This window comes from Parajatrophihabitans canadensis, assembly GCF_053764775.1.
The window spans coordinates 314,783-340,749 of the sequence record NZ_CM132445.1 but is presented as its reverse complement, the minus strand read 5'-3'; the positions used below and the strand labels follow the sequence as shown (position 1 = coordinate 340,749).

Sequence of the window (25,967 nt, the reverse complement as noted above, 5' to 3'; positions counted from 1 at the left end):
AAACACAGACTTAACTAGCCGTTGCGAAGGTCCCGTGCCTTCTCCTTTGCAGCGTCGGCGGCGTCCGAAGCCTTTCCTGCTACGTCAGAGGCCTTGCTGGCGAGATCGGATGCGGCCTGACTCGCCTTCGAAGGCAGATCGGACTGGCGAACTTGCCCGGCCGCCTTGCCTGCCACGTCAGAGGCTTTGCTGGCCAGGTCGGATGCGGCCTGACTCGCCTTCGAAGGCAGATCGGACTCCCGAACTTGCCCGGCCGCCTTGCCTGCCACGTCAGAGGCTTTGCTGGCCAGGTCGGATGCCGCCTGACTCGCCTTCGAAGGCAGATCGGACTGGCGAACTTGCTCGGCTGCCTGAGCGGCGAATCCTTTAAGCGCCGCCGCCGCCTCAGGTGCATGTTCACGTACCGCGTGCTTTGTGGACTCATACCCGCCCGACACGGCTTGCTGTGTCTTGGAGGCCAGGTCAAGCAAGATTCCGATGATCGCGCCGACAAAGGCACCTATCGCCAGGCCACGCCATACATTTCGCATCTCTACTCCTTTGATTTTATTGCGGATTTACGCTGGGAGAATCTGTAGCGTCAGGTTGGACCTGACTGTCTGGGGTCTGCGTACCTCCACCTCATAGCCGAGCGCATGGGTCTCGCCGCGGGGCGCTAGGTTGAGAAGTTCCACAGTCGAGGGCAAGCGCACCGGCGAACGAAACGAAGCCTCGACGGTGAAGTGATCGGCCAGCCTGCCCTCGAAGTAGGCCAAGGTGCGTGCCTTCAGCCACATGCCGTGGGCAATCGCTGACCTGAAACCGAACGGTCGTGCAGTGAGAGCGCTCAGATGGATAGGATTGCGATCACCCGAGATTGCCGCGTAGCGCCGGCCGATGTCGGCCGGTACGCGCCATTGTGCCGAGACCGGCATCGCAGAGACAGCGGTAACGTCTGGGCGAACCGCCTTTTCCCGATGTTGGTCGGGGCGCCGGTCGGGGCGCTCATCGGAACGGGTCTCGCGATGCAGGTAAGAACTGGTCTCGCGCCACACGACTTCGCCGTCGATGCGGGCCTCGGCAAGCACGTCGAATTCCAGCCCGGCGCGGTGCTGGCGTGGGCCTTGCGCCCAGACCTCAAGCGATACCAAGTCCACCGAGTGGACTGGTCGAAACTGGGTGATCGAGTTTCTGGTGTGCACCAACCCCAACAACGAAAAGGGAAAGTCTGATTCACTCATCCGTGCCACCGCCAGCGGAAACGTCAACAGGTGTAGGTACGTCGGAGGTAGAACTCCGGATACGCGCCAATCGCAGATGCGCTGATAGGCAACCAGACGCGCCTGATCGATGGGCTGTTCCGGCAACGTCAATCGCCTAGGTCCGATTTCGTGGCTGGCCGTGCTTTCCGGGGCCGCGCCAACGCGTTTTGGCGACAGACCGACCAGAACTGCCTTGGCGAACAGCGGCCCGAGTGCGGGCGGCTTGCTGAGCGTCCGGACCGGAACCGGGCCGGCGGTGTTCATGCACCGACCAGGTTCTGTCCACACACTCGAATGATCTGACCGTTTACTGCGCCAGTCCCCGGCCAGGCCAGCCAGCCGACCGTCTCGGCGACATCGACCGGCAGGCCGGCTTGCTGAAGACTATTCAGCCGACTCGCAACCTGCCGAACGGCAAAGGGCATCGCGTGCGTCATGTCGGTGTCGATGAATCCAGGTGCGACTGCATTGATCGTGGCACCAGCGGCTGCAAAGCTGCCCGCGAACGCACGAACCATGCCGATGACGCCGGCCTTGGAGGCAGCGTAGTTCGTCTGCCCGCGGTTGCCTGCGATACCCGTAGTAGAAGCTAGGCAGATCACGCGGCCGCCGCCAGTCATGACTCCGCGCTCCAACAGCACCGCGTTGATCCGCAGCTGTGCCTCGAGATTCACGGCGAGCACCGAGTCCCATTGAGCGGGTTTCATGTTCGCCAGCAACCGGTCACGGGTGATGCCCGCATTGTGGACGACCACATCCAGCGTGCCAAATCTCCGTCGGGCGTGATCAATGAGCCGTTGGGCGGCGTCGGGTGCGGTGATGTCAAGCTGCAGCGACGTACCGCCGATCCGATTCGCCACCCGGGCCAGGGAATCGCCAGCTGCCGGCAGATCCGCGAGGACGACTTGTGCGCCGTCACGAGCCATCGTCTCGGCGATAGCGGCACCGATGCCACGAGCGGCACCGGTTACGACCGCAACTCGACCTTCGAGTGGTCGGATCCAGTTCGCCTGCTCCGTCAGTGCTCCCGACCCGATCCGGATCGGTTGACCATCCACATAAGCCGACCGGCCAGACAGTAGAAACCGCAAGGTCGATTCCGCAGCACGCTCGTCGACCCCCTCGCCGTCGAGGACCACCAGGTTCGCGGTGGCACCCCCGCGCAGCTCCTTGCCTATCGAGCGAACGATCCCGTCCAACGCCTGCCTCGTAGCGTCGAGCACTGGATCGGCGCCCGTGGCGGAGCGGCTGAGCACGATCACTCGACCGGAAGGGGCTAACCGACGCAATGAGCCGACGAAGAAGTCACGCAGGCTGGTCAGGTCTGCAGGGGTTTCGGCTGCTGTGGCGTCGAAAACCAGCGCCGACCAAGCCGCCTTGGACGTAGTCGTGGACGTAGTCGTGGACGTAGTCGTGGAACCGTCCGACCCCTGATCGCCGGCGGTGTCCGAGGCCAGTTCCGGCTGCAGCCCCGCCGACTCGAGCACGCCTCCAAGCTCGGTCAACCCGATCCGGCCCGCGGTGCCGCCGAGCAGTAGCCGCCCAGAGACCGGTGGCTTCGAGAGGCTATGACGCCGCAACAATGCCGGTCTCGGCAGGCCCAGCCGGGACGCCACCGACTTGCCGAATGGCGAATTGATCAGAGCGGCGTAGTGATCAGCCATTTCAGTACTCGAGAATCGCAGCGACGCCTTGGCCACCGGCCGCACAAATCGAGATCAGTCCACGGCCCGATCCTCGTTCGTGAAGCAGTTTGGCCATGGTGGCAACGATCCTTCCGCCTGTGGCAGCAAATGGGTGGCCCGCGGCCAATGATGATCCATTGACATTGAGTTTGGATTGATCGATCGGACCCAATGCCGAAGCGCGTACCAGTTGACGGCGGCAGAACTCCTCGTCCTCCCAGGCGGCCAAGGTCATCAGGACGGTCGAGGCAAAGGCTTCGTGTATCTCATAGAAGTCGAAGTCCTGCAGGGTTAGTTTGTTGCGCTCCAACAGCCGCGGGACTGCATATACCGGCGCCATCAGCAGGCCCTCCGACTTCGGATCACCATGCACGTAATCGACAGCTGCGGACTCGGCATCCACAAAATGGGCGAGGACGTCAAAGCTGTGCTCGGCCGCCCACTCGTCACTGGCCAGCAATACCGCTGCGGCGCCGTCAGTCAATGGGGTGGAATTTCCGGCCGTCATGGTGGGATTCGGCAGGTCCTTGCCGAAGACGGCCGGCAATTTCGCCAGCTTTTCCATGGTGGTGTCGGGACGAAGGTTCTGGTCACGGCTCAGCCGCAGGAACGGCGTGAGCAGATCGTCGAAGAAGCCACGCTCGTAGGCGGCTGCCAAGTTGCGGTGACTCAGCAGGGCCAGCTCATCCTGAGCTTGACGAGCTATTGCCCACTCGGCCGTGCTGATCGCCTGATGCTCGCCCATCGACAGCCCCGTTCGGGCCTCAGAGTTCGAGGGGATTGCTGGCGCGAGCTGCCAGGGTCGTAAGCCGGTCAGAGCCTTGAGTCTCGCTCCGATGTTCTTGGCTCGGTTGGCGTCCAAGAGCACCGTCCGCAGGCCTTCGTTCACTGCGACCGGAGCGTCGGAGACCGTGTCGACGCCGCCGCTGACGCCAGACTCGATCTGGCCCAACGCGATCTTGTTCGCCACCAGGAGAGTCGTCTCCAGACCCGTGCCACAGGCTTGCTGCACATCGTAGGCAGGAGTCTGGGGCGAGAGAGCCGAACCAAGCACGGACTCACGCGTCAGGTTGAAATCCCTGGAGTGCTTGAGAACCGCGCCCGCCGCGACCTCGCCCAGCCGCTCGCCCTGCAGCCCGAATCGGGCGACCAGCCCGTCGATGGTGGCGGTCAGCATGTCCTGATTGGAGGCCTGAGCGTAGGCCCCGTTTGCACGAGCGAACGGAATGCGATTCCCGCCGAGGACGGCGGCTCGGCGTGCGGCCATGGCGACTACCTCCTGTTTTGCGTACGTCCCACGCTATCGAGTGACACGCGCGTCCGCATTCCGCAGATGCCATCCGGTTCCTCAGTACTAGCTCTTGCTCAGTAGTAGTGGCGCCGACCGCCGACCTCACGACCGACGGCACCGAGAATCCACAGGACCGCACCTACGAGGATGAGGATTATTCCAAGAACGGTGAGAATGCCGATGTTGGCAATGACGCCGATTATCAACAGAATCAGGCCTAGGACGATCACAAGACACTCCTTCGAACGGGAAGCCAAGCGCGGCTTCCATTGATTACTTCGATCGATTGCGTTGCCGAGGATGAAAACGGGTGCAAGCCTTAACGGCGGCACCGTCTGATTGCGAAATTAATTTCTCGTGGTTACCTGATGCGTTTTGCTTGGGAATTACCCGGCTAATGCAATGGGTAGGCGACCTAGCAAACCGGCCTCGACGAACTCGCGCGCGAGAACCTCACTGCACGCGACGACGTGAACCGGTGCCTGACCGTGTTGAATGCGTTCGCGAGCGGCGGCAATCAGCAATTGCACGCAATTGGGTTCGACAGATGTCACACCACCTGCGATGACTTCGACTCGCGAAGGACCATCTGGCACACACGAAATCATGCCCCCGACGGCGTCGGCCGAGACCTCGTCCAATGCGCCGATGATTGTCACTCGTGCTACGTCAGCGAGCATCTCCAGCGAGACGTGGTAGGACGCAGCGGCCGCGCCGTTGCGCGGAACGGGGAACTCCGGAAGATCCGGAAGATCGGGACGGGAGTCAAGTGCTGACACGAACGGCCTCCACGGAGTCGATTGACTCCCAACTACCCGGCTGCTGGTTCAGCCCGGCCCTGCTGCACACCCCGACTGAACAAATCTGCGTACGCGACCTGTCGAGCTCCATTGACAAGCGACCAGCGCTCGTCCTGGGCATGCGATTCGAATCGAGTGTAGACAGAAATTCTGTAAAGGTTCGGTTAACCATACCCGGCGCTTAGGATTTCGCCACCGGGATTTCGACTTTGCAAACAGACACGCGCTGCGTAACGTTGAGAGACGGCTCAAACGGCAGCCGAGTCAGCTGGCCGTTTCGGTTATCCGGAGCGCCACGCTCGGACTATCGAGGCGATATGACGATTCCGCCGATCGAACCCGGCCCTTCAGTGCCGCCGATCACTCCTGAACCGGTTGGCCCGCCACCGACACCTACGCCGGCGCCGACGCCGCCACCGGTTCCCAATCCTCCTCCTGTACCCAACCCACCCCCACTGCCCGACCCACTGCCGGACCCGCCGCCGGGGCCGTCCCCGATGCCGCCTGAAGAACCACCGCCGAACCCCGAGCCAGGATCTTCCGAGCCCGGCTCACCCGGCGTTGAACGTTGACCAGGCGGCAGTCCCTTCCGTCCAGCGTTGAGCGAATCGGAGTCGTGGTTCCTGCTCACAATGAAGGCGAGCTGCTAGCAGCCTGCCTGCGCAGCCTGGCGCTAGCTGCGGCGCAGACGACGGTTCCCGTTCACGTCGTCGTGGTACTGGATCGCTGCACCGATGGGACGAGCGAGGTACTGCGTCGAGCGGACCCTGCGGCTTTCGCGCAACTATCTTGGTTTCCCGGTCTGCGGACGGGCGTCGGTTCGTCGCGCGACGCCGGTGCCCGTGCGTTGATCGAGGGATGCGGTAGTCGCGGTTTGTGGCTGGCAAATACCGACGCCGACTCGACCGTGCCGGCAGGCTGGCTGGTGCGGCAAATGGCATATGCCGCCGACGGTGCGGAGGCGGTCCTGGGCACCGTCGACGTCGCCGATTGGTCGGGGCATTCGGCCGCAGTTCGGCGACGGCATCTGCTGGGCTACCGAGCCGTGCCCGGGCATCGCCACATGCACGGTGCCAACCTGGCAGTCGCGGCCGCTGCCTATGTCGAGGTCGGCGGCTTCCCTGCCACGGATTCCGATGAAGACGTCGCGCTGATCAACGCCTTGGAAGCTGCGCACCGTCGCGTCGTGTGGGCCGCCGACCTACCCGTAGTTACCAGCGCACGCTCAGACGGCCGGGCTGTCAACGGTTTCGCCGGCCACCTGCGGCAGCTGACCCGACTCGTCGAGAATGAGACGGCCACTGATGTCGCCCGCTAAGCCCCGCTCTGGAGCACCTGCCGCCCCGCTGGGTGCGGGCGCCGCTCTCGGGCAGCGCCTTCGCGAACTCGTGGCCGCCGACGCTGACCGAATCCCACTACCCGGCCGTGGTCACACCATCCAGCGATGGCGGGCGCTGGCCGGGGTGGCCGCTGAGGACGTCGCCCTCATCAAGCTTTACGAGGGTCATACCGACGCGCTGTCGATCCTGGCCGAGGTGGATCCCGATGCAGCCACCGCGCTGGACGTGGCCGAGTTCCAGATGGCTAACCGTCGTGCGGGCCGCACCGTGTGGGCCACCTGGGCCGCTGAGCCGCCCTCGGCGCGGCTGTTGCTGCACCGCGGCGCGGACGGTATTCGGTTGGACGGCCGCAAGGCTTGGTGCTCGGGTGCGGGCCTGGTCGACCGCGCGGTCGTCACGGCCTGGGACGACCGGGGCGAGCAGTGCCTCGCGACTGTCACGCTCGACCAGCCAGGCGTTCGCATTACCGATGAGGGCTGGCACGCCGTAGGCATGGGTCGATCCGAGAGCGTGGATGTCGTGTTCGACAACGCTCATGCGGTCCAACTCGGTCAACCCGGCCAGTACACCGCGCGGCCGGGATTCTGGCATGGTGGCGCGGGAATAGCTGCCTGCTGGTACGGGGCCGCGATTCCGTTTGTCGAGGCATTGAGTGATCTGGTGGCCAGGCGCGGGGAGCCGCATGCTGCTGCTCACCTCGGCGCGGTGAGCACGAGCGTCGCCGCCACCCGGGCGTTGTTGGTCGAATCAGCTGCTTGGATCGATGCAAACCCGTTACAGGACGCGCAGGAGATCGCGATGCGCGCCCGCTCCGCAGCCGAACAGACTGCGCTGGTGGTGATCGAGCGAGCGGGTCGCGCGCTCGGTGCCGGGCCGCTTTGCCGCGACGAGTCCCTAGCCCGCCGTTTCGCCGACCTGCCGGTGTTCTTGAGGCAGAGTCACGCCGAACAGGATCTCGCGGCCCTTGGATGCCTTACCGCGACGAACCATTCGGCGTCCCAATCCGGCTGGTCGCTATGACCGGCGTCGATGTGACACGGCCGCCGATGCCGATAGCTGAGCGACGCATCGTTGGTCGCGGAACACCCGAGAGGGACTGGCAGAACTGGGCTGGCTGGGCAGATTTGGATTCTGGCTCATTGGTTGATCTCGTGCCGCCTGGCCAGCGACTCGTGGTCGTCGCACCGCATCCCGACGACGAGGTGCTCGGCGCCGGCGGACTGTTGTTGCTCGCTGCGGCCGCCGGCCGGAGCATCCTTGTGGTGGCGGTGACTGACGGCAGCGGTAGCCATCCCGGCTCCGATCGATACTCCCCGGCCGAGCTGGTGACACAGCGGCGGTCCGAACGGCAGAACGCCTTACAGCTGTTGGGAATAGCGGCTGCCTCGGTGGTCGAGTTCGGGCTGGAGGACGGCACGGTAACCTCGCGAACCCAGCACCTGACTGCACTGATTGATGACATCACCGGTGATGGCGACGTCATCGTGACACCATGGCGCTACGACGGGCACCCCGATCACGAAGCCACGGCCATCGCGGTATCGGCAGTGATCGCGCGCTCGACGGCCACGATCCGCCAGCTCGAAGCGCCCATCTGGGGTTGGCATTGGGCGAGCCCGTCCGGCGGTCAGCTGCCGGCCCGCAGTGGGTTCGTTCTCCCGCTGGAGCCCGACGTTTGCGCTCGCAAGCTGGCCGCTATCCGATGCTTCACCAGCCAGCTTGAACCAGATCTGAGGACCCAAACTCCAGCCGTGCTGCCCGACTACGTGCTCCAGCGGTTTACCCGAAGCTGTGAGGTGTTTCTACGTTGACCGAGCCCGTGGACATCGAATACCTCAACGACCTCTACGCCCAGGGCCCGGATCCTTGGGGTCTCAAATCCAGCTTCTACGAGCGCCGCAAACGTAAGTTGCTACTCGGCTGCCTCCCGAGGGAGAGATATGAATGTGCTTACGAACCGGGCTGCGCAGGCGGTGACCTGACGGTCATGCTTGCCACCCGCTGCGACGGTCTGCTAGCCAGCGACTATCACCCGGACGCCGTGCGACGTACCCGCCAGCGGGTAGCGAGCCATCCAAACGTCAGCGTGACTCAAGCGTTGCTGCCAGACCAATGGCCGCAACAGCAAAGGCATTTCGACCTCATCGTCGTGAGTGAACTCGGGTATTACTTCACGCCCGCCGCGTGGACCGAATTCGGCCGGCTAGCGGTCGAATCCGCGGGCCCGAACCTGACCCTCGTCGCGTGCCACTGGCGCCACGATTTCGCCGAACGCCAACAGGGCACTGCTGAACTACACGCCCGCCTTGCTGAGTCGATCGGCTTTCCGCCAACGATCAGGCTTCTTGACGAAGACTTCGTCATGGAGCTCTGGACCTCGGACAGCCAGAGTCCGGCTCAGCGCGAGGGCCGAAGGTGAGCATTCGGCTGCGCACAGTCCACCGAGAGATCAAGCGCCAAAGCACAGAGGAGACGACATGACAGAACCATTGAGTGGACGCAAGATTGCCTTTCTGGTAGCAAACGAAGGTATCGAGCAATCCGAACTGGTAGAGCCGTGGACGGCGATCGAAGAGGCCGGCGGCCAGCCCGTACTCATCGCACCGGAAGCCGGCGAAGCCCAAGCCTTCAATCACCTCGACAAGGCTGACGCCTTTCCAGTACGGCTGCGCGTCAGCGATGCGAAAGCGGCCGACTACGCCGGCCTCGTCCTCCCTGGTGGCGTGGCAAACCCGGACGCCCTTCGAGTGGACAAAGATGCCGTCGCCTTCGTAAGGAGCTTCGTCGATGCCGGATTGCCGATCGCGGCCATCTGCCACGCCCCATGGACACTCGTGGAAGCCGATGTGCTGCGAGGTAAGTCGCTGACGAGTTGGCCAAGCCTGCGCACCGACATCAGCAACGCCGGCGGCCACTGGTCAGACGAGCAGGTCGTCGTTTCTGCCGATCAGGGCTGGACCTTGGTGACCAGTCGCAAACCCGACGACCTGGCCGCATTCAGTACGGCTGCGATCCAGGCCTTTCAGGTCTGACTCCCTTCAGGGCCGCCTCTGAGTGCTGGTCTCCTGCACGGACGCGACTGATGGAGGAACCGGGGGCGGCTTCGGCGCGTTGACGGAGACCGGTTTGCCCAGATGCACCGACAGTTCGGCCTCGGCGTAGTGACCGAACGGCGGTATATCGACGTAGCCGGACGATCTGTACAGCGCGATCGCCTCGGGTTGCTTGTAGCCCGTCTCCAGCACCAGCCAGTCGAGTTCTGCCGCCGCCGCGGCCTCCTCCAGGTACGTCAACACGCGACGCGCGTAGCCGTGGCCACGTCCGGCCGGTGCCACGTACATCCGCTTGATCTCCGCCACCCGGCCCGCCCAGCCGGTGTCGCTGTGTTCCGCGCCGTGCCTGCGCCATCCGCCCATCGTGACGGGGACGCCAGCCACGTACCCGACGACAAACGTTCCACGAGGTGCGGCGAACTCGTCGGGGTCGACGGGTGCAGAGTCCGGGCCGCCGTACCGGATGACGTACTCGGCTTGGACCTCGTCGATCAACCTTGACGAGTCGGGGTGGTCATAGCGAGTGCGCCGCAACTCCACATCAATCGAGGTCACTCGAGATCACCGATCTTCGCCACCGGAGCGTTCCGCCGAAGGATGCTCGGTCCGTTCGTCCGAATCCTCCAGAATGATCTCAGCCTGTCGCCGCGGATCGTCGCTGCCGACTTTTTGCTCCTCGGGCTCGAGATGTGAGCGATGCTCGACGCGCTCGGCGTCGAGATCCTCGATAGCGAGATCGTCTGCATTGTCAGGCTTTCCAGCGTCGGTGGTCATGCCATGACGGTACCGAAGGGTTCAAAGCGGCCGAAACCCTGACGCCCGCCCGGAATATCGATGTCGCAGAGCGGCTCAACACGCTAGTTTGAACGCTCAGGAGGCCGGAGTTGCTGCATATATCGCTCTTCGGTGAGCAGTCCATCACCGATCTTGCGACCGGCAGCGTACGCACGCGGTCGGCCCGTACGGTTGCGCTCATCGCCTTTCTGGCCGTACATGCCGGCATGCCGCAGACCCGGCAGCGTATCGCGGGATTGTTCTGGCCGGACTCCACGGATGCTCAAGCACTGACGAACCTGCGGCGGGAATTGCACCATCTTCGGCAAGTGCTCGTCGACGACCCATCGCTCGTCGTGACTCCTAGGGACCTGTGCTGGCGCGATACCGAGACCTGTCGGGTCGACGTCCGGACATTCAGCCTCGAACGCGAGGCTGCCCTGGCCGCCTCGGCCACAGCCGAGGACGTGGGGGTTCTCAGGCACGCGGCCCTGGCGATTGCGGAGTACCGCGGCGAACTCCTGCCCGGCATTTACGACGATTGGCTACTCGAAGCCAGGTCGGCGATCGAACGGCAATGCGTCGACCTCTGCGACCTGCTGGTGGACGTGCGGGCCCGAACCGGAGACCTCAGCGGCGCTGCAGAAGCCGCCCGCCGCCGGATCGCATTGCAACCGCTCGAAGAGGCTGGCTACCGAACGCTGATGCAGCTGCAGGCAGACCTTGGCGATCGCGCAGGCGCCGTGAGTACCTATCACCATTGCGCTTCGGTTCTCGAACGCGAACTAGGCATCGATCCCGATCCGGCGACACGGCGCACACTTCATGAGCTCCTAGCCCGCGCTCGACCCGCGGCGGCGACCGCCGTCCGGCAAGCCGCACGGGCGGCGGGCACTGCAGTGCCAGCAGGGGAGCCAGAATCGGAGCGAACAACGGAGCCAGCCACGGAGCCGGCCGGCAGGCGATCGGGCCTCGCTGCTGCCGAACTCTACGGACGCTCCGAGGAGTTCGCGGTGCTCAGAGCCGCGTGGCAGGGCGCCGCCGCTGGCCGCCCGAGCCTCGTCCTGGTTCGAGGCGATGCGGGCGTCGGCAAGACACGCCTCGTTGCCGAACTTGCGGATGAGGTCCGCTCGTCGGGCGGGGTCGTGGCCAGCGCGCAGTGTTTCGGTACCTCCGGACGGCTCGCCCTCGCCCCGGTGGCCGACTGGCTCCGGACGCCGGCCATCCAATCCGCAGCGCTCGATCCGGTTTGGCGAGTCGAGGTCGAGCGGTTGGTGCCGTCGGCAAAGGATGATCCCAACGTGCGAGCAGCAGCCACGATATCGCTCAGCGATACGGGCGTCGGGTCCAGGGCGATGGTCGATGCCTGGCAGCGTCATCGCTTCTTCGAGGGCATGGCACGGGCCCTGACCGGTATCGACCGTCCGATCCTGCTGGTTCTGGACAACCTGCAGTGGTGTGACCAAGAAACGCTGGCGTTCCTGTCGTTCTGCCTGGGCCTGACGACCGATGCTCGCATTCTGGTAGCGGCAACGCTGCGCACGGACAACCTCGACGAAGAGCCCGAGGTGCTGGGGTGGACAGCGAGGATGTGGGCTACCGGAATGCTCACCGAAGTCTCGCTCGGACCGTTGGACGTGCACGACACCGCGCGGTTGGCCGAAGCGATCGCGGGGCGACCGCTGCTCGGTAACGACATGAATCTGTTGCACGCGATGACCGGCGGATTCCCGCTGTACGTCGTAGAGGCTGCACGGACGACCGTGGATGTAGGGGACTCGCCGGTACCGATCGGTGACTTCACATCAGTGCTGCGCAACCGGCTGGAGCAGGTGAGCCCGACAGTTCGCGACGTTGCCGGGTTGGCCGCGGCAGTGGGACGCAACTTCACCCTTGATCTGCTGACTGAGGCCAGCGATCTCGATGCCGATGCCGTGGTGCGCGCGGTGGACGAGCTGTGGCGCCACCGGATCCTGCGCGAGTTCCGTGATGGTTACGACTTTTCCCATGATCTGCTGAGGGAATCGGCGTACAACCAGATCAGCCCGCCGAGACGATGGTTGCTGCACCGCCGAATTGCCCAAGGTCTGGAGTTGCTGCACGCCAACGACACAGATGCCGTGTCGGCTCAGCTGGCCGAGCAATATGCCCGTGGTGGCCGGCCCGAGCGTGCCATGGCCTACTACCGGCGTGCCGCCGATGTCGCCGCGAGCAGGTTCGCCCACAACGAGGCGATCCGTTTGCACAAAGAGGCATTGTCGATCGTGCTGACGTTGCCTGAGGGTCGTGATCGAGAACGGCAGGAGCTCGAAGTCCTCGAGGCCATGGCGGCTCCGCTCAACGCCAGCTACGGGTATTCCTCTCCGGAGCTGCAACAAACCCTCAGCCGGTCGGTCGTGCTTGCCGAGGGACTCGGGCGAAAAGGGTCAGCCCTTACCGCCCTGGTGGGGTTGTGGGCCTCGCAGTTCGTCCAGGGCAAGCTCGATCCGTCCTTCCATACGGTCACTCGAGCTCTGACGCTGGTCGTGACCGATCCTGTCCTGACCGGATCAGCACAGTTTGCCTTCGCCGGGTCACTTCTCAGCCTGGGGAGGCCGGAGGAGTCCCTTCGTCACTTCGCCCTGATTGAAACGCTCACGCGAGGTGCGCCGTCTCTGACCATCGGCACGAGACCCGACGTGCACGGCAAGGCGTGGGCGGCGCACGCGCACTGGCTGATCGGTCAGTACGAGGAGGCGGTGGCAAGCTGCCAGGACGCCATCGATCATGCCCGCGGCGTCGAACATCCGTACAGCTTGGCGGTGGCACTCGCCTACGGCGGTATCACCTACCAAATGCTGGAGGATCTGCCGAAACTGGACGACACCGTTCAGGAGCTGCGGGAGCTCTGCGACCGGTATGACTTCGCGTATTACCGGGAATGGGGACTGATCCTTGGAGGGTGGGCCGAGGGCGGTGCGGCCGGTCTGCAGCTCATCCACCAAGGGATCGACAATCTCAAATCCGATGGCTCGTTTGCCCGGATGCCCTACTGGCTGTCGCTGCTGGCAGACACCTTGCAGCGAAATAACAGGCCCGATAGTGCGAAAGCAATTCTCGACGCTGCAATTGTGGACGCTCAGGCCCGGCGCGACAGCTGGTGGCTACCCGAGGTGCTGCGACTTCGTGCGGCTTATGACGCGAATGCTGCAGTGCGCCTGAAAACTGCCGTTCAGCTCGCGCAGAAGCATGGCAGCGTAGCCCTGATAGCGCGCTGCGAACGCGATCTGGCCGCCTTGACCCGGTAGTCGACCTCCTGAAGGCGGCCCGAACGTAGCCAGAACGAGCGTTCGGCCAATCGGCATCAACAGGTCATGAAAGACGAACGATCGGCGAACGCGGCCAGACCTAACTTCAACAGGTCCACGTTTCCAGAGCGATTTTCAGAGGGAAGAACATGACCAATCACGAACCGACGGCAACGATTCGTGCTGCTTCGGCGCCCTACGAGGATTTGGCCGCTAATTTGCGCGGCGAGTTGATCACCTCGAAGGACCCCGGCTACGACGAAGCACGCGCGGTGTACAACGCCATGATCGACAAGTATCCAGCTGCGATGGCTCGCTGTCGTGACACTGCCGACGTCATCGCGTGCGTCCGCTTCGCGCGCGAGCACGGCCTCGAACTCGCCGTTCGCGGCGGCGGTCACAATGCCGCTGGCCTGGGCGTTGCCGACGATGCTCTCGTCGTCGACCTTTCGACATTGCGCAGCACCACTGTCAGCCCGGAAAACCACACCGTTCGGGTAGATGCCGGCTGCACGTGGGCCGACGTCGACCACGCGACCGTCGCCTTCGGGATGGCGACGCCGTCGGGCTTTCTCGGATCCACCGGGGTGGCCGGGCTGACCCTCGGGGGTGGCATCGGCTACTTGACCAGGCGCTTCGGTCTCACCATCGACAACTTGCTGTCCGCTGATGTCGTACTGGCTGACGGCACCTTCGTGACAGCCAGTGAAAGCTCGCACAGCGACCTGTTCTGGGCGATGCGCGGCGGTGGCGGAAATTTCGGGATCGTTACCTCGTTCACCTTCCGCTGCCACGACATTGGCGAGAACGGCGTGATCATCGGCGGCCCGGTGCTGTACGACATCGCCGACACTGCCGAGGTGATGCGCTGGTATCGCGAGCTTCTGCCGTCCCTGCCGGAGGAATTGAGCGGCTGGATCGGTTTGATCACGATCCCACCTGCCCCGCCGTTCCCGGAGGAACTCTGGGGTCGCGGTGCGTGCGCGATCGTCTGGTGTTACACCGGATCACACGATCGGGCTGATGAGGTGCTGGAGCCAGTGAAGGCCTACGGCTCACCGCTGGTCGTCGGGCTACAGCCCATGCCGTTCAACGTGCTTCAGACCGCGTTCGACGCGCTGTATCCAGCGGGTCTGCAGTGGTACTGGAAGGCAGACTTCTTCAACGAGATCTCCGACGCTGCCATCGATGTGCACTGCAAATACGGCAAACTGCTGCCCAGCGGGCATTCGACGATGCACCTCTATCCGATCGATGGTGCCGCCAGCCGGGTCGCCGAAGACGCGACGGCGTTCGCGTATCGCGATGGCGGCTGGGCCGGAGTCATCGTCGGCGTCGACCCCGACCCGGCCAACGCCGAGGCAATTTCGCAATGGGCGAAAGACTATTGGGAGGAATTGCACCCGACCTCGGCCGGGGGTGCCTACATCAATTTCTTGATGGACGAAGGTCAGGAACGGGTCAAGGCGTCGTATCGGGGAAACTACAGTCGACTGACCCAGGTCAAGGATCGCTACGACCCTGAGAACACCCTGCACATCAATCAGAACATCCAGCCCGCCAAAGGTTCGCGTGCCTAGCAACCGATGCGGTAGCCAAAAGAACTGCGGGCGTTGCCGTGATCGGCAACACCCGCAGTTCAGGCGATCTGAACAGCTCCAGAGGTACTAACTCCAGCTGATGTTCTTGACCTCGGTGAAGTCTTCGAGGCCGTGGCGGCCCCATTCGCGGCCGAGCCCGCTCTGCTTGTAACCGCCGAAGGCGCCCTCCTGCGCAATACCGGCCGGAGTGGAGCCCCACCCTGGGCCCTGGCCGTTGCCGGCACTCGCTGCGGCCGCCGAGCCATCGCCGACGCCCTGCGCGCTCATCAAGCCGGCGCGAATCTGCCGGGCGATGTTGAACGCGTGCCCGGTGGTCTTGGCGACGACGCCGCCGCCGAGGCCGTAGAGCGAGTCGTTGGCGATCCGCACCGCGTCGTCATCGTTGCCCGAGTACGGGATCACGGTGAGTACCGGTCCGAAGATCTCTTCCTGCGCGATCCGCATCGAGTTCTCGCCGATCATGATCGTCGGCTCGTAGAAGAAGCCCTTGGCCTGGCTCGATGGGCGCTTGCCGCCGGTGACGAGTTCCGCGCCTTCGTCCAAGCCTGACTGGACGAGAGATTCGACCCGCGCGCGCTGCTGCTCACGGATCAGCGGCCCGAGGGTCGTCGCCGGGTCACGCGGGTCGCCGATGGTTACCGCAGCAATGGCGTCGTCGACGCCGGAACGGTAAGCATCCATCAAATGCTCGGGCAGCAGCAGCCGCGTCTGCAGCACGCAGCCCTGACCACAGTGGTTCAGCACCGCGCCGAAGCCGATCGACCGGGCATAGTCCTCGCTGACATCGCCGAGGACGACCTGGGCGCTCTTGCCGCCGAGTTCGAGTTGGACGCGCTTGATCGTGCCCGCTGCCGAGGCCATGATGCGGCGCCCCGTCGCGGTCGATCCGGTGAAGGTGACCATGTCGACCATCGGGTTGGAGGTCAACTCGTCGCCGACTGCGCCACCGCCGGTGATGACATTGAAGACACCGGGCGGGATGCCCGCCTCGTCAGCGGCGCGAGCGATCACCATTGCATCGAGCGAGGTCCACGGGTGCGGCTTGAGCACCACCGTGCAGCCGGTCGCCAGGGCTGGCGCCATCTTGACCATGTTCAGCATGAAGGGAAAGTTGAACGGCGTAATCGCGGTCACGACGCCGATTGGCTCGCGGAACAGCGCCTGCCCGTTCACGCCGTTGGGGCCACCGGTCGGAGCGCCGACAGGTTCGACCCACTGAAGCTCATGCTGGATCTGGGCGGCGTTGGAGCGCAACATCCCGATCGAGCCGTAGCCCTGGACGAAGTCGGTCACGTTCGCCGGGCTCCCGGTCTGGGCGATCATCAGTTCCCGCAGGTCATCGGCTCGCGACTCGAGGATTTCTGCCATCCGGACGAGCAACGCAGCTCGCTCTGCTGGTTTCATCCAGGACCACGGCCCGTCGTCGAAGGCCGCGCGGGCCGCCTCGATGGCACGGAGGGCGGTTTTCGCCGTCGCCTCCGGCACCCGTCCGATGACCTCTTCGGTCGCCGGGTCGATCACCTCGATCGGCGGCAGGTCGTCATCGGTGACCCACTTGCCGTTGATGTAGAGATCAGAATTCCACTGCTTCGCCATGGAGCGCTCCCGGGATAATCGAATCGAATGGGCGGGTCATTCACGGCCTGGCCAACCCGAGACGGCTGGCCGGCATCGATCCAGTATGACGTGTGCCACCGTATTACTGAACGGGCTACCGCAAGCTGACCGGTAAGTCAGCTGCCTTCAACGGTTTCGGTCGCCCGGCTCGAGCCGCGCAGCTGGTTGGCCCAGAAGGGCAGGATCAACACCGACAACATCGCTGCCGTAACCAATACGGAGGCCAGTGCCGGCTGCATCAAGTCGTCAGTGACTCCGATGCCGGTGATCACGACGACCAGCGGCAACGCGGTGGAGGAGTACACAGCCAGGGCCTTGACGTCGCGAGCTGCGAGCTTGCCGCGGTAAAGCCAGCGGATCGGCCCACCGCGAACGACGAGGTACAGCATCAGGGCAACCGGCAGGAGCAGCAGGTAGAGCGGCTGGTCGAAGAGTGCGTCAAGATCGAGGCGTACCCCGCTCATCACGAAGAACACCGGGATGAGAAACCCGAAGCCGACCGCTTCGAGCTTGGATTCGAGAATCTCCACCTCGCTCGCTGGGCTGAGCGAGAGGAACAGGCGCAGGATCATGCCACCGGTGAAGGCGCCGAGCAGGTAATCGAGGTCGAACGCGGTCGCAATCCATACCAGCAGTACACAAAGCAGGCAGGCGACCCTGACGCCGAACTGGGCACTGGTGGAGAGAGTTTCACCGATGACCCGAACCACGCGTGGTGTCCGGCTCCGAAGTGCCAGGCCGACGGTGGCCACCGCGACGAGGACGTAGACCACGAGCACGACCGTACTGTGCAGGGGCCGGTCAGTGGCCAGAAAGATGGAGATGCCCACGATCGGACCGAATTCGCCGACCGCGCCGGAGGCGAATACGTAAGGACCGAAAGCAGTTTCGAGCTCGCCCCGGTCGCGCAGAATCGGTAACAAAGTGCCTACCGCGGTCGTCGTGAGTACTAGTCCGAGCGCAACCGAATGCGGTCCGAGGTTGCCGGTGATCAAGGAGACTATTGCGGCAACGGCAAAGCCTGCCAGCAACGTGACCAGCCAACTGCGGACCGCGAGCGTGATCGGTGCGCCCCGAATTCGTTGGAAATCGATCTCGTATCCGGCCAGAAACATCAGCAGCGCAAGCCCAAGATCGGATAGGCCGGTGAGCGCATTGGAGTCTTTGACCCAGCCGAAGACCGTAGGACCGACGAGGATTCCAAGGACGAGCTCCAGTACGACCGTCGGCACCGCGAGGCGCCCCTTGAGCAGGTCCGCGATGATCGGCGCGAGTGCAGCCATCGCGAGGACCACCACAAGGCTATGCAGGTTCGTCGCATCCACACTGGCCTCCTTTGACCAGCATGATCGTCTCAGACAGCAGTCTCAGACAACCGTCCACCGGTTGCCCTCGGCCGTTCAGTCGTTCTCGACCTCGAAGTCCCACGAGGCAACGATCTGATGGCTCGCTCCAGAGCTGGTCGGTGCCCAGCGCATCAGTCCCTCACCCGTCGGCATCACCACCCGAAGCTCGAACTTCGCCACCCCTCCTGGCGGCAACACCTTCGGCGGGAGCGGCTGACCGGCAACCAGCGTCGGGTGATAGACCGCGCCGAGATGGTCGATGGTTGTGAAGTCCGAGACCGTGATGGGCAGCGCTGCGCTGGCCGCGCTCAGCGTGACCGTCCAGGTGCAAGTGGTCGCGGGTGCCTGGTAGGGCAGGCCTTCCCCAGGCACGACCGGACCACTGACAACGGCGCGGACCGAGATGCCACCAGCAAGGTGCACATCGACACCGTCGCCCTCGGTGGTCAGCGCAGGGCGTTCAGATGTTCCGATCAGCACGCTGTCGGCTTGGATCGAGGCCGACGGTAGGAAGGTCGGGAGCGGGCCGTAGCTGTCGTCCTTCGCCGAGTCGCTAGCAGAATGGGAGCCGCACCCGCTGAGCACCAGGGGCGCTGTCACGAGTGCGGCGAGGACGGCCGTCAGGACGCGGTTCCGGCGCCGGGCACGAGGCCCGGCGCCGGCGACAACGGTCAATGGTGCCCGTGGTCGTTTGCGTTGTTGAACACGTCCGGACCAAACGGTGCCAGTCCGGCCTGCGCGGCGAAGCCCAGGTGTCCGTCCCGGTCAAGGCCGCCGGAGACCGTCCCAGCAGGCAGCTTGGCGTTGTCGCGACCGTCACTGACCTGGAAGATGTCTTCCATCGTCCGGAGCCAGCTGTAGTGGTTGTAGAACGTGCTGCTCGTCGTCCCGGGCTTGATCAGCGGGCTGATCAGCACGCTGCCGGTGTTGCCACCGCCTGGGGTTGCGTCGTCGGCGTCATACAGCGGGTCAGCCGTCTGACCGGGAGCGAGGAAGCCCGGGGCACCTTCGGCGCTGAGGCTGATCGCGCTGACCGGTCCGGTCGGGTTGACCGGAGTACCCGCCTGGTTGACGAGCTGGAACGAGCCGTCGATCACCGAACCCTTGGGCGAGCTGGCAAGCTGCGGACCGGTGTCGCTGACCGTTCCGACAAACGTGTTCGGCGGGATCGGGCTCGAACCGTCGGCGTTCTTGTCGACCGTGTCGGTCACGATTCGGCCGGTGTCATCGGCCAGAATCGTCGGATCGAGGACGTAGGTCGAGTTCGCACTTGCCGCCACCACATCGTTACGAGCACCCGGAGTGGTGCCCGAGCCGCCACGGACGATGCCCGCCACGCAGTTGGCCGGAACCGGCGTCGGCGTGGTTTGCGTGCATGCCGGCGGCCGGTCGATGAACGCGTTGTTACCTGGTCCCGGGAAGAGCTGCTGACCGAACTGGTTGGTCTGCAGGGTCGAGTTGGGTCCGGTCGGTTCGGTGTGGACGTTCTTGCCGAAGAGGTTCTCGCCAGCGGCGTCGGCGAGAAGTCCGGCACTCGCGTTCGGCTTGTCACCCTGGGTCGGTGCGTAGGCGTTGGCGTTGTTGAAGCTGTTACCCGAGTATGTGAACGGCGGGTTGCCCTCATCGAAGGTCACGTCGATCAGGCCACCGTCCTTGAACGCCGGTGATGCTTCGATCATCGGGATGTAGTACTCGAGGAAGAGGTCCGATGCGTAGAGGCCGCCGGTGAAGTTCGTCGGCGTGGTCGAGGCCGGGTTCGGCGTCGGGCTCTGGTAGATCGGCTTGCCCGCAGGCGTAAACGATCCGGAGAGGTTGTTGCCCTGGCAGATCGCGTCGTGTGCGTCGCTGCAGTTGTTCGGGCTGATCCAACTGAACGCCGGGGTTGTCGATTCCTTCTGCAGGTCCTTGAAGAGTCCGGTCTTCGGGTTATCCAGGTTGGCGACGTGGGCAGCATCGCAGTCGCTGCCACCCTGTGCGGGTTTCGTCAATGGCGGCAAGGTCTCTCCGGATGCGGAGACCGTTCCGGTGAGGCTATGGAACCACGGCATCGGGAAGTGCTTGGCGACATACTGGTCGTTGGCTTGGGCACCGGTGAAGCTGGTGACGCCCGGCGGCAGCGGGTTGCTCGCGGTTGCGCTCATCTGGATCGGGTTGGTCGTCGGGTTGTTCGCCGCCGAACCGGGGCCGCCACAGATCGAGTCTTCCCGTCCGGGCTGGTTGCCGAGGTCTTGCGCATAGCCCTTCCAGGTCTTGTTCGCGGCGTCGAGTTGGTTGAACAAGGTCGGCACGTCTGACGGGTATGAGCAGCCGTTTGCACCGTTGGGCGCGTTGGCGCCACTGGGCTGTTTGGCGTTCGCCGGCGAGGACACCTGACCGGCGTTAGCGCCCTTGGTCACGATGTCGCTGTTGCTACCGAAGTCGGTATTGGCAACGCTGCAGTCCGATTGAGTGTCCTCTTCGGGAGCCTGGCCGGAAACCATCGAGAGATAGTTGTCCATGCTCGAGTGGCCGGTGCCGTAGTAGTTGGTGAGTTCCACACCTTGGCTCGGCAGGGTCTTCCAGAGGTAGCTGTTCTGATTCAGGCCGGTGAACGTCGCGTCGTAGGACTTGTTCTCCAGAATGATCAGCCAAACGTGCTTGACCTGGCCTGCCTTCAGCCCGGTGCTGGTTATAGTCGCGCCTCCGTGCTGTGCGTCAGCCGACGCGCTGGAGGCAGTCGCGGCGACGGCGCCTGCCACCAGCACACCGGCCGCGACCAGCGCTCCGGTAAGACGAGTACGTCTCTTGGTATTTGGGAAAAATCTCATGGCACGTGTCTATCAATCGGACGATCAACGACACCACGGGTCAAACGGGACAGCCAGGTGAACACTAGGCAAACGGCAGTTCATCGGCACATGACAGACTCACAGCCAATGTCCCGCGATCGCACAGTCTCGACACAGAGGAAGACCCGGCCTACCGTGGATCGACCGCGCCGCATCGCGGTACGGCAGAGCGAGGAGGAGCCGATCATGGGTTCTCAGGAAAATGCCGATCTGGTTCGCCGCGGCTATGCCGCGTTCAGCGCCGGGGACATGGCGACGCTCAGCAGCTTGTTCGCCGACGACGCCGTCTGGAACGTGCCTGGCAGCGGTTCCCTGTCGGGCGCGAAGAAGGGGCGTGAGGCCATCCTCGGATTTTTCGGCGAACTGATGTCCCGCTCGAACGGGACGGTGTCGGTGACGGTAGACGACATTGTCGGCGGCGAGGAGCACACGTTCGGGTTGAGCCACAATCACGCCGAGCGCGGCGGCAACGTCCTCGACCAGACTGCCGTGCTCGTGTTCAGTGTCCGCGATGGCCAAGTCACCGAGGTGAACGAGTTCTTCGAGGACACCACCGCGAGCGACGCGTTTTGGTCCTAGCGTTTTGGTCCCAGCGTTTCGGTCCCAGCGTTTTGATCTGGCTGATTCGATCTACCCGACCAGCCGCGTTGGGACGTCGAAGGCTACAAAGACCGCTGGGTCTACGAAGTTCGTGTTGCGCTCGATGCCCGATTCGGTAACCGAGAACACCTGCAGCGAGTGCATCTCATAACTGGCGCCAGCACGGGCGTAGGCCGCGACTGCTGGCTGCCCGTTGGCCTCAACCGGCAGCATGCGCCAGTCCGTACCGCGCATTTCAAACGCGCGAGCTATGAACTGGACATAGTTCTCCCGGCCCAGGTACCAGTTGAGCACCGGCGGCATCTCGAGTAGCACGTCCTCGGTTAGTAAGTCAGCCAGGGCCGTCAGATCAGCGGCGACGAACGCCTTGACGTAGCGGTCGATCATTGCGCGCTGGTCAGCCTTGGCCGGTTCGTCCACGCGGTCCGCACCGATCCCCAGCTCGCTGAGACGAGCCCTGGCCCGCTGCAGACCACTGTTGACCGCGGCTGGTGTGGTGTCCAACGCGGTCGCGACTTCGGCTGCAGACCACTCGAGCACCTCGCGCAGGATCAGGATCGCGCGTTGCCTGGCGGGCAAGAGCTGCAGCGCGGCGATCAGCGCCAGCCGCAGCTGACCGCGGGCCAGGACGATGGCCGCGGGGTCCGAGTCATGCGTTGCGAGCAACGTGTCCGGCAGCGGCTCGACCCAGGCCACCTCCCGTCCTCGTTCCATCGGCGCCCTCGGATCGTCACTTGGCGCACCCAGACCCGACGGCAGCGGGCGGCGTCCCCGGCTTTCCAGTGCCGTCAGGCAGGCGTTGGTCGCGATGCGGTACAGCCAGGTGCGCATCGACGCGCGCCGGTCGTCGAACCGGTCATAGGCTCGCCAAGCCCGCAACAGGGTTTCCTGTACGAGGTCTTCGGCATCGTGGACCGAGCCGAGCATCTGGTAGCAATGCGCCAACAGCTCGGGACGGAAGGCGACCGTGTGACGTTCGAAGTCCTCGCTCATCGACAACGGGGTGGGCACCTCTCGGACGTCGGGCCTGCAGATGGTCGGGGGCTTGGCTGTGGTTTGGGGCTTGGCTGTGGTTTGGTGGTTGGCCGGTGACATCGGTCGGTTGGTTCAGCCGCTAGTCAGCCAGGCTGCCCATGGTCAAGTTCACGGTGCTACCCATCATGCCGCTCGCCTTGTCCGACGCCATGAGCACGGCCATATCGGCTACCTCCGAGAGCTTCATGACACGCTTCGGATGGGTCGTTCCCGCGAGATACTGCTGGAACTGTTCATACGTCGCCCCTGAACTCTTGAGCTCGAAGACCTGTTTCATCGTGGACGTCTCCGGCATACCGTGTGGCCGCAGGTTGACCACCCGGATGCCGTTCGGTGCAAGCTCGGCGGACAGGTCTCGGGTCAGCGCCTCCTTTGCGGCCATCGCCGCACCGTAGCCGCCATTCAAGGTGGTGCCTGTCCTTGCTGGAAAAGCGGAAACGGTCATGATCACTCCAGATTTGTTTCCGATCATGTGCCTGGCAGCCAGGCGTGCAGTCAGAAAGTACGACGTCGTGTATCCCGCGATGGGCGCGGCGAAATGCTCGGCGTCCAACTCAATGAGTGGGACACCCAGAATCTTCGAGTCCGAGATACCGATCGCGTTGAAAGAGACGTCTAACCGGCCAGCGCGGTCGACCACGTACTGCAGATGCTTGTCGATCGCTTGCTCATCGAGTGCGTCGATCGTCGCAGCTTCGGCGGAACCGCCAGCGGACACGATGTCCTTTGCGACAATGTCGACTTCCTCACGAGAACGTCCAGTCACGAACAGTTGGGCTCCCTCACTTGCGAAGGCGCGTGCCGCCGCACCACCGATCGCTCCGCCGGCACCGTAGACCACGACAACCTTGTCTTTCAATAACATCTCTGGATTCCTCTCCCCGGGTCCCGAACTGCCTTGGTGCAGTTCGATGCCCCCAGGGATACATACCGGCGGGGCCACGCAAACTCATCGGTCCGCGAGAAACCTGGCAACTCTCGTTGGCCAGTCCCCGATCGTGTAACACCCGGCACCGCATAGATGCCGAGCGTTACACGATTCGCCAAAAGCTCGCGGTGGTGCAACGTACGGTTGCGCACCGGGCTCTTCGTGGACTAACGTGCAACTACTAGTTGCATATCCACGTCGAGGTGGACCTGCCTTCGAGGTGTGTACGGTCGCATCGCGCGAATCGAGAGGAATCCTTCACATGACGAGCATTGAATCCTCTGCTGCGGCAGAAAGAACGGGGACGGACTATCAAAGAACCGTTCTCGTCAAGGCACTTCCCGGAGCGCTGTTCGATGCGCTGACCACCACCGCGGGCCTGACAGCCTGGTGGACGCAGGCCACGGGAGCCGGCGAGGCCGGTGGCGAACTGAAGTTCTTCTTTGAACCGCCGGAACCGCTCGTAGTCAATGTCGATAAGGCAACGCGGCCAACATCGGTGCAGTGGACGGTAAAGCAATGCGACTTTCTCTCTGACTGGGTGGGAACGCGTCCATCTTTCACCATCACGGCGGTAGGCGGCGGCGCGGCTGAACTCCAGTTTCGCCACTACGGTCTGACATCGGAGCTGGACTGCATCCAAGACTGCAGTCGCGGGTGGGACCACTTTCTCGAAAGTCTGCGTGAGTACGTGGAAGTCGGCCACGGAATGCCGCGCGGGAGCGATGCAGACAAAGCACGCCGCTTGTAGCCGGGGTTCGGTGAGATGAGCACACCGATTCCATCGACATTCCCCTTACACGTCCACGTGTTACCGGCATTCGTCGGTGGCCAGGGTTCACGCTGCTGGTCGATCAGGTATGCGAATCCGTCCAGAGCCAGGTCGGGCTTGAAGCCTGACCTGGCTCCGGGCCCTGATCAGTCCGTAATACCGGCGAACATGCCGGGCTCGTACGAACCGCCCTCGTTGCCAGCAATTACGGCCAGCCGGTTGGTCGCGTTGATCAGGGCGATGAGCGAGATCAGCGCGACGATCTCGTCGTCGTCGTAATGCTTGCGAACCTGGGCCCAAGTCTCGTCGGAAACGCCTTCATAGGCGTCGGCGAGTCGGGTGCCCTCCTCGGTGAGCGCCAGTGCAGCTTGCTCCGCCTCCGTGAACACGGAGCTGTGTCGCCAACCGGCGAGGAGGTTGAGCCGGACCGGGGTTTCACCGGCGGCCGCGGCCTCCTTGGTGTGGATGTCGAGGCACCAACCGCAGCCGTTGATCTGGCTCGCGCGCAGCGCTACCAGCTTCTGGGTGGCGGCAGGTAGCGGCGACTGCTCGATCGCCAGGTTCACGTTGTAGATCCGCTTGGCGATCTTGGTGCCGAGCTGATTGTTGATCAGATCGATACGGGGTTGCATGACTTTGTCCTCACTTGTGGGGTTGCGCGCCGTACGAATCGTTCGCACGGCGTCCTGACGAACATGAAGATGCCGACGACCCGATCCGTGTGACAGCGCTGCCATGCGACCTACGCCACCAATCGTTCGTGTCACAAAGCGGCTGGTACCGGCGTCCTGTGTGTGGCACGGTCGAGATGGAGTACAGGCAGGAGTCAGCATGAGCGAGCACCGCAGACGGACAGAGGACACCGCAGAGCCAACAACTTGCGACGGCCGGATGGACGCCGCCACCAAGGCGTTCATCGCCCATCGCAACCTGCTTTTCACTGTCGCCTACGAGATGCTCGGTTCGGCCACTGACGCAGAGGACGTCCTGCAGGAGACCTGGCTGCGGTGGGTGGGCGTCGATCTCGAAGCGGTCCGCGATCAACGTGCCTACCTGGTCCGGATCACCACTCGTCAGGCGCTCACCCGGTTGCGGACGCTGGGCCGTCGCAAAGAGTCCTACGTCGGTTCTTGGCTGCCCGAGCCGCTGCTGACGGCGCCCGACGTGGCCGAGGACGTCGAGTTGGCTGACAGCGTCTCGATGGCGGTGCTGTTGGTACTCGAAACACTCACTCCCATCGAGCGAGCGGTGTTCGTGCTACGCGAGGTGTTCGATCTGGAGTACGACGAGATCGCTGAAGCCGTGGACAAGAACCCGGCCGCGGTCCGCCAGATCGCCCATCGCGCACGCGCGCACGTCGCCGCGCGCCGACCACGCGGGATCATCTCTGCGGCAGAAACCAAACGCGCCTTCGAGGCGTTCCAACAGGCTGTCGATACCGGCGATCTGCAGAGCCTGCTGGAGATTCTCGCGCCTGATGTCGTACTCGTGGGTGATGGCGGTGGCATCGTTCAGGCCGTACTGCGGCCCGTCGTCGGCGCCGACCGGGTGGCTCGCGTGTTGGGCGCCGGCTTGGGCCGGATGGCCGAGGCGTCGTTACAGCTGGTGCAGGTCAATGGTTACCCGGCCCTGATTCTCAGATTCGACGACGAGATCGACACGGTGCTGGCATTGCGCATCGACGACGGCCTCATCTCCGGGCTTTACGCCGTCCGCAATCCCGAGAAGCTGTCGCACCTGGAGCAGGAGACCGCTTTACGCCGCTGAAT

General features: G+C 64.0%; 25 protein-coding genes. 10 read left to right on the top strand and 15 right to left on the bottom strand.

The features are described from left to right. Positions 1 to 14: 14 nt before the first annotated feature. The 6 genes from ACSMXN_RS01595 to ACSMXN_RS01570 all read right to left on the bottom strand — a co-directional run bounded on the left by ACSMXN_RS01595 (position 15) and on the right by ACSMXN_RS01570 (position 4,996). Positions 15 to 530 carry a hypothetical protein gene (locus ACSMXN_RS01595; protein WP_455407675.1) on the bottom strand — a complete coding sequence of 172 codons (516 nt, stop codon included), beginning with the start codon at positions 528 to 530 and terminating at the stop codon, positions 15 to 17. Positions 531 to 557: 27 nt separating this feature from the next. Next, positions 558 to 1,505: a MaoC/PaaZ C-terminal domain-containing protein gene (locus ACSMXN_RS01590; RefSeq protein WP_022915376.1), complete on the bottom strand. Its 948-nt coding sequence runs from the start codon at positions 1,503 to 1,505 to the stop codon at positions 558 to 560. Continuing rightward, on the bottom strand, positions 1,502 to 2,905 hold the full coding sequence (locus tag ACSMXN_RS01585; protein WP_027139941.1) for a 3-oxoacyl-ACP reductase: 1,404 nt from the start codon (positions 2,903 to 2,905) through the stop codon (positions 1,502 to 1,504). Before ACSMXN_RS01585 ends, ACSMXN_RS01590 begins: the two co-directional genes overlap by 4 nt. Before the next feature lies 1 nt (position 2,906). After that, on the bottom strand, positions 2,907 to 4,193 hold the full coding sequence (locus ACSMXN_RS01580) for an acetyl-CoA C-acetyltransferase (RefSeq protein WP_022915374.1): 1,287 nt from the start codon (positions 4,191 to 4,193) through the stop codon (positions 2,907 to 2,909). A gap of 98 nt (positions 4,194 to 4,291) precedes the next feature. Then, the gene (locus tag ACSMXN_RS01575) at positions 4,292 to 4,447 is read right to left on the bottom strand and encodes a DUF6131 family protein (protein WP_022915373.1); all 156 of its coding nucleotides are present in this window, start codon (positions 4,445 to 4,447) and stop codon (positions 4,292 to 4,294) included. A 156-nt stretch (positions 4,448 to 4,603) separates the two neighbouring features. Next, positions 4,604 to 4,996, bottom strand: coding sequence for a hypothetical protein (locus tag ACSMXN_RS01570; protein WP_022915372.1), 393 nt, complete (start codon positions 4,994 to 4,996; stop codon positions 4,604 to 4,606). A 637-nt stretch (positions 4,997 to 5,633) separates the two neighbouring features. Between ACSMXN_RS01570 and ACSMXN_RS01565 the strand changes: the two genes are divergently transcribed. Genes ACSMXN_RS01565 through ACSMXN_RS01545 form a run of 5 tightly spaced genes read left to right on the top strand, consistent with a single transcriptional unit; the run spans position 5,634 to position 9,389 of the window. After that, a complete protein-coding gene (locus tag ACSMXN_RS01565) occupies positions 5,634 to 6,335 on the top strand; it encodes a glycosyltransferase family A protein (protein WP_051149056.1) in 702 nt (233 codons plus the stop codon). Next, the gene (locus ACSMXN_RS01560) at positions 6,322 to 7,377 is read left to right on the top strand and encodes an acyl-CoA dehydrogenase family protein (RefSeq protein WP_022915370.1); all 1,056 of its coding nucleotides are present in this window, start codon (positions 6,322 to 6,324) and stop codon (positions 7,375 to 7,377) included. The genes ACSMXN_RS01565 and ACSMXN_RS01560 overlap by 14 nt, the downstream gene beginning before the upstream one ends. Continuing rightward, complete coding sequence (locus ACSMXN_RS01555) at positions 7,374 to 8,168, top strand: PIG-L family deacetylase (protein ID WP_022915369.1); 795 nt, start codon at positions 7,374 to 7,376, stop codon at positions 8,166 to 8,168. Before ACSMXN_RS01560 ends, ACSMXN_RS01555 begins: the two co-directional genes overlap by 4 nt. Then, positions 8,165 to 8,776, top strand: coding sequence for an SAM-dependent methyltransferase (locus ACSMXN_RS01550; protein WP_196811438.1), 612 nt, complete (start codon positions 8,165 to 8,167; stop codon positions 8,774 to 8,776). The genes ACSMXN_RS01555 and ACSMXN_RS01550 overlap by 4 nt, the downstream gene beginning before the upstream one ends. 58 nt (positions 8,777 to 8,834) lie before the next feature. After that, the gene (locus ACSMXN_RS01545; protein ID WP_022915367.1) at positions 8,835 to 9,389 is read left to right on the top strand and encodes a type 1 glutamine amidotransferase domain-containing protein; all 555 of its coding nucleotides are present in this window, start codon (positions 8,835 to 8,837) and stop codon (positions 9,387 to 9,389) included. 6 nt (positions 9,390 to 9,395) lie between these two features. On the opposite strand, the gene ACSMXN_RS01540 is transcribed toward ACSMXN_RS01545, so the two are convergent. Together ACSMXN_RS01540 and ACSMXN_RS01535 are read right to left on the bottom strand one after the other, a co-directional pair. Continuing rightward, positions 9,396 to 9,965, bottom strand: coding sequence for a GNAT family N-acetyltransferase (locus ACSMXN_RS01540; protein ID WP_022915366.1), 570 nt, complete (start codon positions 9,963 to 9,965; stop codon positions 9,396 to 9,398). 6 nt (positions 9,966 to 9,971) lie between these two features. Next, positions 9,972 to 10,184: a hypothetical protein gene (locus ACSMXN_RS01535; RefSeq protein WP_022915365.1), complete on the bottom strand. Its 213-nt coding sequence runs from the start codon at positions 10,182 to 10,184 to the stop codon at positions 9,972 to 9,974. Positions 10,185 to 10,294: 110 nt separating this feature from the next. Between ACSMXN_RS01535 and ACSMXN_RS01530 the strand changes: the two genes are divergently transcribed. Both ACSMXN_RS01530 and ACSMXN_RS01525 read left to right on the top strand, forming a co-directional pair. After that, complete coding sequence (locus tag ACSMXN_RS01530) at positions 10,295 to 13,471, top strand: AAA family ATPase (protein WP_022915364.1); 3,177 nt, start codon at positions 10,295 to 10,297, stop codon at positions 13,469 to 13,471. Between the two features lie 149 nt (positions 13,472 to 13,620). Continuing rightward, complete coding sequence (locus tag ACSMXN_RS01525; RefSeq protein WP_022915363.1) at positions 13,621 to 15,051, top strand: FAD-binding oxidoreductase; 1,431 nt, start codon at positions 13,621 to 13,623, stop codon at positions 15,049 to 15,051. An 87-nt stretch (positions 15,052 to 15,138) separates the two neighbouring features. Here the strand turns inward: ACSMXN_RS01525 and ACSMXN_RS01520 are convergent, their stop codons facing one another. The 4 genes from ACSMXN_RS01520 to ACSMXN_RS01505 form a co-directional block, all read right to left on the bottom strand. Continuing rightward, complete coding sequence (locus tag ACSMXN_RS01520; RefSeq protein ID WP_022915362.1) at positions 15,139 to 16,668, bottom strand: aldehyde dehydrogenase family protein; 1,530 nt, start codon at positions 16,666 to 16,668, stop codon at positions 15,139 to 15,141. Positions 16,669 to 16,805: 137 nt separating this feature from the next. Beyond that, entirely contained in the window at positions 16,806 to 18,014 is a 1,209-nt protein-coding gene (locus ACSMXN_RS01515; protein ID WP_022915361.1) for a cation:proton antiporter domain-containing protein, read from the bottom strand. A 75-nt stretch (positions 18,015 to 18,089) separates the two neighbouring features. Further along, complete coding sequence (locus ACSMXN_RS01510; protein ID WP_022915360.1) at positions 18,090 to 18,710, bottom strand: hypothetical protein; 621 nt, start codon at positions 18,708 to 18,710, stop codon at positions 18,090 to 18,092. Further along, positions 18,707 to 20,842: an alkaline phosphatase family protein gene (locus tag ACSMXN_RS01505; protein WP_022915359.1), complete on the bottom strand. Its 2,136-nt coding sequence runs from the start codon at positions 20,840 to 20,842 to the stop codon at positions 18,707 to 18,709. The genes ACSMXN_RS01510 and ACSMXN_RS01505 overlap by 4 nt, the downstream gene beginning before the upstream one ends. A 207-nt stretch (positions 20,843 to 21,049) precedes the next feature. Between ACSMXN_RS01505 and ACSMXN_RS01500 the strand changes: the two genes are divergently transcribed. Then, positions 21,050 to 21,442: a nuclear transport factor 2 family protein gene (locus tag ACSMXN_RS01500; RefSeq protein ID WP_027139937.1), complete on the top strand. Its 393-nt coding sequence runs from the start codon at positions 21,050 to 21,052 to the stop codon at positions 21,440 to 21,442. 51 nt (positions 21,443 to 21,493) lie between these two features. On the opposite strand, the gene ACSMXN_RS01495 is transcribed toward ACSMXN_RS01500, so the two are convergent. Then, positions 21,494 to 22,456, bottom strand: coding sequence for an RNA polymerase subunit sigma-70 (locus ACSMXN_RS01495; protein WP_027139936.1), 963 nt, complete (start codon positions 22,454 to 22,456; stop codon positions 21,494 to 21,496). Between the two features lie 121 nt (positions 22,457 to 22,577). Further along, positions 22,578 to 23,363 (bottom strand): SDR family oxidoreductase, encoded by a 786-nt coding sequence (locus ACSMXN_RS01490; protein ID WP_022915356.1) that lies wholly within the window; start codon positions 23,361 to 23,363, stop codon positions 22,578 to 22,580. A gap of 325 nt (positions 23,364 to 23,688) precedes the next feature. Between ACSMXN_RS01490 and ACSMXN_RS01485 the strand changes: the two genes are divergently transcribed. Next, the gene (locus ACSMXN_RS01485) at positions 23,689 to 24,177 is read left to right on the top strand and encodes an SRPBCC family protein (protein WP_022915355.1); all 489 of its coding nucleotides are present in this window, start codon (positions 23,689 to 23,691) and stop codon (positions 24,175 to 24,177) included. Between the two features lie 167 nt (positions 24,178 to 24,344). On the opposite strand, the gene ACSMXN_RS01480 is transcribed toward ACSMXN_RS01485, so the two are convergent. Beyond that, positions 24,345 to 24,830, bottom strand: a complete 486-nt coding sequence (locus tag ACSMXN_RS01480) for a carboxymuconolactone decarboxylase family protein (RefSeq protein WP_027139934.1) — start codon at positions 24,828 to 24,830, stop codon at positions 24,345 to 24,347. A gap of 199 nt (positions 24,831 to 25,029) precedes the next feature. Here ACSMXN_RS01480 and ACSMXN_RS01475 point away from each other — a divergent pair, with 199 nt between their 5' ends. After that, positions 25,030 to 25,965, top strand: coding sequence for an RNA polymerase sigma-70 factor (locus tag ACSMXN_RS01475; RefSeq protein WP_027139933.1), 936 nt, complete (start codon positions 25,030 to 25,032; stop codon positions 25,963 to 25,965). Positions 25,966 to 25,967: the final 2 nt, after the last annotated feature.

Bases quoted from the DNA above. Each gene is read 5' to 3' on its own strand.
- ACSMXN_RS01595 (WP_455407675.1), bottom strand. From the start codon at position 530: ATGCGAAATGTATGGCGTGGCCTGGCGATAGGTGCCTTTGTCGGCGCG.
- ACSMXN_RS01590 (WP_022915376.1), bottom strand. From the start codon at position 1,505: ATGAACACCGCCGGCCCGGTTCCGGTCCGGACGCTCAGCAAGCCGCCC.
- ACSMXN_RS01585 (WP_027139941.1), bottom strand. From the start codon at position 2,905: ATGGCTGATCACTACGCCGCTCTGATCAATTCGCCATTCGGCAAGTCG.
- ACSMXN_RS01580 (WP_022915374.1), bottom strand. From the start codon at position 4,193: ATGGCCGCACGCCGAGCCGCCGTCCTCGGCGGGAATCGCATTCCGTTC.
- ACSMXN_RS01560 (WP_022915370.1), top strand. From the start codon at position 6,322: ATGTCGCCCGCTAAGCCCCGCTCTGGAGCACCTGCCGCCCCGCTGGGT.
- ACSMXN_RS01555 (WP_022915369.1), top strand. From the start codon at position 7,374: ATGACCGGCGTCGATGTGACACGGCCGCCGATGCCGATAGCTGAGCGA.
- ACSMXN_RS01545 (WP_022915367.1), top strand. From the start codon at position 8,835: ATGACAGAACCATTGAGTGGACGCAAGATTGCCTTTCTGGTAGCAAAC.
- ACSMXN_RS01535 (WP_022915365.1), bottom strand. From the start codon at position 10,184: ATGACCACCGACGCTGGAAAGCCTGACAATGCAGACGATCTCGCTATC.
- ACSMXN_RS01525 (WP_022915363.1), top strand. From the start codon at position 13,621: ATGACCAATCACGAACCGACGGCAACGATTCGTGCTGCTTCGGCGCCC.
- ACSMXN_RS01520 (WP_022915362.1), bottom strand. From the start codon at position 16,668: ATGGCGAAGCAGTGGAATTCTGATCTCTACATCAACGGCAAGTGGGTC.
- ACSMXN_RS01505 (WP_022915359.1), bottom strand. From the start codon at position 20,842: ATGAGATTTTTCCCAAATACCAAGAGACGTACTCGTCTTACCGGAGCG.
- ACSMXN_RS01500 (WP_027139937.1), top strand. From the start codon at position 21,050: ATGGGTTCTCAGGAAAATGCCGATCTGGTTCGCCGCGGCTATGCCGCG.
- ACSMXN_RS01495 (WP_027139936.1), bottom strand. From the start codon at position 22,456: ATGAGCGAGGACTTCGAACGTCACACGGTCGCCTTCCGTCCCGAGCTG.
- ACSMXN_RS01490 (WP_022915356.1), bottom strand. From the start codon at position 23,363: ATGTTATTGAAAGACAAGGTTGTCGTGGTCTACGGTGCCGGCGGAGCG.
- ACSMXN_RS01485 (WP_022915355.1), top strand. From the start codon at position 23,689: ATGACGAGCATTGAATCCTCTGCTGCGGCAGAAAGAACGGGGACGGAC.
- ACSMXN_RS01480 (WP_027139934.1), bottom strand. From the start codon at position 24,830: ATGCAACCCCGTATCGATCTGATCAACAATCAGCTCGGCACCAAGATC.
- ACSMXN_RS01475 (WP_027139933.1), top strand. From the start codon at position 25,030: ATGAGCGAGCACCGCAGACGGACAGAGGACACCGCAGAGCCAACAACT.